The following is a 3,502-nucleotide window of genomic DNA, read 5'->3' on the forward strand; positions in this document are numbered from 1 at the left end:
TAGCGGTCGGAGTCGGGTAGTTTACGGAGACCCCGGGGCGGAAAAAGTCGTTTCTAGCCGCCTGTATCTCTCCTCCAGGAGAAGGACTTGGACTGTTGAAGCTCGCTGCAGAAGCAGGTTTGCGGGTATGGGCGGTACAAGATTCGAACTTGTGACCCCTTCCGTGTGAAGGAAGTGCGCTACCACTGTGCTAACCGCCCGTAGATACCACTCTAGCAGCTATCGACTAGAGCAGGATCTCTATATTACCACGTCAGCGATTGAGCCAGAGGATTCGGATCGGCATGGGAGATGGCTAGAGATAGCCGGGATCCGGCCTGAGGGCTACAGTAAGGGTCAGGGAGCTGTGGGGTGCTATGGCCTACTCACCGACCGAAGAGGCAATTGCTCTGCTCATTGATTTGGCAGAACGAGGCGAGATCGATCCCTGGGACGTGCAGGTCATCGAGGTTATCGATCGCTTTCTGGCCCGTATGGCTCCCACCAGCAGCAGCCATGACCTGTCTGAGTCGGGACAAGCCCTGCTCCACGCTGCCATGTTGGTCTATCTTAAGGCAATGGCTTTGGCAGAACCAGAAGCAGAAGAAAGTGAGCCCAGCCCGGTGGAGGTAGAAGTGGATCCCTGGCCAAGCTGGTCTTTGGCGCACTTGGATCGCGTGTTGCAACCCAGGGCAGCACCCCGTCTTCAACGTACCCGGCCCATCACCCTCAAAGAACTCATCGCCCACCTGCAAGAGCTGGAAACCCTGCTGGAACACCAGCCCGAAGCTGCCCCAAAGCCGCTGGCCCAACGGATTTCTCGCCAGCAAGCGCTGTCGGCCATCACTCAGCTAGCCCACCCGGAAAACCTTTTGGAAACCACCGCCGAGCTAGAATCTCTGCTGGCTCAGCTTTGGCAGCAGGGTCTGACCCAGATCAGCTTTGTCGATCTCCAGCAACACTTTTGCCAAAAAAGCTATCAAAACGGCAGCAGCGGGACCATTCACCCCATTCAAGTCTTCTGGTCATTGCTGCTAATGGCTGCCCGCTCTCAGGTGGAGCTGTGCCAAGAGGAGTTCTACGGCCCACTGACCATCCGACCCTGCACAACTGAGGGCCTGGCAAAGTAGATCCCGCCCTTGGGATCCCCTTCATCTGCCAAGGTGAACTCTAGAGAACTTTTCTGGCCGTGGCCGGGCCATCCACCTCTAGGCTTCTGAGCTGGCGTCTGAACCTGAGGATGTCAAGCGCTCTTCTGCGCCGCTCTGGCAAACGGAGAACTCAATCCGTGCCTTCAGCATCGTGCCGGGCACGATCCGCCCGTTTGAGATCTTCCCCACTGGAGCGCACCGGCAGCTCGGCAGGAGCCTCCCGATCCAGGTAGTAATCCTCCACGAGGCGCTCGCTGCTGGGATGATCTTCTCCTTCGGTAGGCAACAGTGGCGGATGCAGCAATTCAGCCGGAGGGCAGTCTTCTGAGGTGAGCAAATCTGACGTGCTGAGCATCCCCTTGGGAATGGTGGAAAGGCGCTGAGCAACAGCTCCAATGCTTTCCAGGCGAATCATCTCCTCCCAGGAGCAGATCTCCTCCTCATCTTCTGTCTCGTAGCGAACTAGGATGGTGTCCCCTTCGATATCGAGGATCTTGGCCCGTTCCAGCCAGCGTCCCTGATCCCGCAGATAGATCCACACATCCTTGCCTTCGCGGCTGAGTTGATAGATCCTACGATGAAGCACGGTCCCCTCCTGAAGTGAAAGATCCGAGTGAGTTGTGGGGGCTACCCAGCTCATCCCTCCATCTTAGCGGCTGGACACCGAGGCTGTATGCCTTTCCCGAGGCCAGACAGAGTCTCTTTAGGTTGGGTCGGTTTCGGCCAGAGAGACCCCTTCCATCGCCAAGGCTGTCTCCGCTTCTTCTGCCTGCACATCCCGCAGAAAGGATTCCAGAGAGGCATGGGCTTCCGCCTCCAGTTCTGCTCCGCCAAGGGTTATGCTCTCTTCCGGCAGCCAGCCCAAAAACGGCAGGGGCAAGAGGGTAGAAAGGTTGGTCAGGATCAGCAGCAGCCCCAGCCGGCTGAAATCGGTCTCCGTTACCCCCAGCCCATGCATCAGCAGGGATCCCAGCTCTTGGGAGAGAAACCCCGCCAAATTAAAGGCCGACATCAGCAGGGCAAAGAGGGTGGCCTCGATCCCAGGGGGGCAGAGGCGGGCGGCCAAGACCAACACCGGCATAAAGGCAATTTGTCCTGCCACCGTCAGCACCAGGCTGTCCCCCAAGCTAAACCAATGATCGTCGATGCCCCAATCCCGGTTGAGGTGATAGACCAAGATGAGGCTGGTCAGGCCCAACCCTGCCGAGATCACCGTCATCCAGCCGAACAGGGGCCGCAGTGGGAGCCGCCGCAGGTACACTTGGAAGATCCCTACCCCCAGCAAACTGGCGATGCTGGTTACCAAGCGCACCTGACCCAAAAATTCCGGCCCAAAGCCGAGATCGTTGGTGACAAAGTAAAAAAGAGCCGCATCGGCGCTGGGAGTGGCCTGCCAAACGAACACAAACAGCACCGGCAGCAAAATGCTGGGTTGCCGCAGCGCCCGCCACACCTGCCCCACCTGTTGTTGCAAGGGATCCCAGCCCTGGGACAACGCCACCGGTTGATCGGCGATAACCCAAGCTGCCAGAGCGATGAACAACGGCAAAAAGGCCGTCAGCCCAAACACCACCTGCGGCGGATAATGGGCCAAGAGCGCTCCTCCCAAATAGGCGGTGAGCAGGGATCCCAAGGCCGTTGCTCCCCAAGTTAAAGATTGCAGCGTGCCCGTCCCCGCCCAGTCACTGCCGTGTACCCGCTCCACCACCAGCGAATCTACGATTACATCCCCCACCGCCACCGCCAGGGATCCCAAAACCATCCACAGGGTGGCCAGACCAGCCGTCGGTGCCCACAGGGCCATCCCCAGCCAAGCCCCACACCCCAGAAGCCCTGACAACAAGAGGTAGGGACGACGCCGATAGCCCGCCACCGGTACGGTATCCGACAGCAGGCCGTAGAGGGGCTTGAGGATCCAGGGGCTCATGGCAACGCCCATCAACGCCGCCACCTGAGACGGGCTGAGGCCCAAGCTATCCTTCAGGTAAAAGCTGGTGGCCAGCCGTGCCAGCCCCACCGCCCCCTGCACAAAGTACACCAAGAGGATTCCGAACAATTCCGGCGTCCAGTGGATATCCCGCAGCGGGGTCAGGGTGGATTGGTGCAGCCGTTGCAGCAGAGGATGAATCATGAGCGGTCGCAGTGTAGCGAGATGTTAGTTGGTGCGGTGTTGCCTTGGCAACAGCAAAACCATAAGAATCTTAACAGTCTCTTCACCTTAACCTGTCCAACTGGCTTCCGGCTCCGACCTCCTTGGACGGGTTGCGCTTCCCAGCGCTCTTTCTGCTCAACCCAGCCGAGCTACAAAATCTACAAAATAATGAGGTCGAAATGAGGTCGAAAGGTAAACTACCCGGCTCCGACCGCTAAGC

At 58.7% G+C, this 3,502-nt stretch carries 2 protein-coding genes, 1 tRNA gene and 1 pseudogene; 1 reads left to right on the forward strand and 3 read right to left on the reverse strand.

Features of this window, described 5'->3' with window-relative positions:
* Positions 1-128: 128 nt before the first annotated feature.
* A tRNA-Val gene (locus NW815_RS07710) sits at positions 129-200 on the reverse strand.
* A gap of 156 nt (positions 201-356) precedes the next feature.
* On the opposite strand from NW815_RS07710, the gene NW815_RS07715 reads away from it, so the two are divergent.
* On the forward strand, positions 357-1,109 hold the full coding sequence (locus NW815_RS07715; RefSeq protein WP_414349871.1) for a segregation/condensation protein A: 753 nt from the start codon (positions 357-359) through the stop codon (positions 1,107-1,109).
* A 316-nt stretch (positions 1,110-1,425) separates the two neighbouring features.
* Here the strand turns inward: NW815_RS07715 and NW815_RS07720 are convergent.
* Both NW815_RS07720 and NW815_RS07725 read right to left on the reverse strand, forming a co-directional pair.
* Positions 1,426-1,716 (reverse strand): annotated as a pseudogene (locus NW815_RS07720) (DUF6679 family protein); the annotation flags it as partial.
* Between the two features lie 117 nt (positions 1,717-1,833).
* Positions 1,834-3,261 carry a folate/biopterin family MFS transporter gene (locus NW815_RS07725; protein WP_414389660.1) on the reverse strand — a complete coding sequence of 476 codons (1,428 nt, stop codon included), beginning with the start codon at positions 3,259-3,261 and terminating at the stop codon, positions 1,834-1,836.
* Positions 3,262-3,502 lie beyond the last annotated feature (241 nt).

The organism is Synechococcus sp. R6-7, from assembly GCF_047461695.1.
Taxonomy (GTDB): domain Bacteria; phylum Cyanobacteriota; class Cyanobacteriia; order Thermostichales; family Thermostichaceae; genus Thermostichus.

Bases quoted from the DNA above. Each gene is read 5' to 3' on its own strand.
- NW815_RS07715 (WP_414349871.1), top strand. From the start codon at position 357: ATGGCCTACTCACCGACCGAAGAGGCAATTGCTCTGCTCATTGATTTG.
- NW815_RS07725 (WP_414389660.1), bottom strand. From the start codon at position 3,261: ATGATTCATCCTCTGCTGCAACGGCTGCACCAATCCACCCTGACCCCG.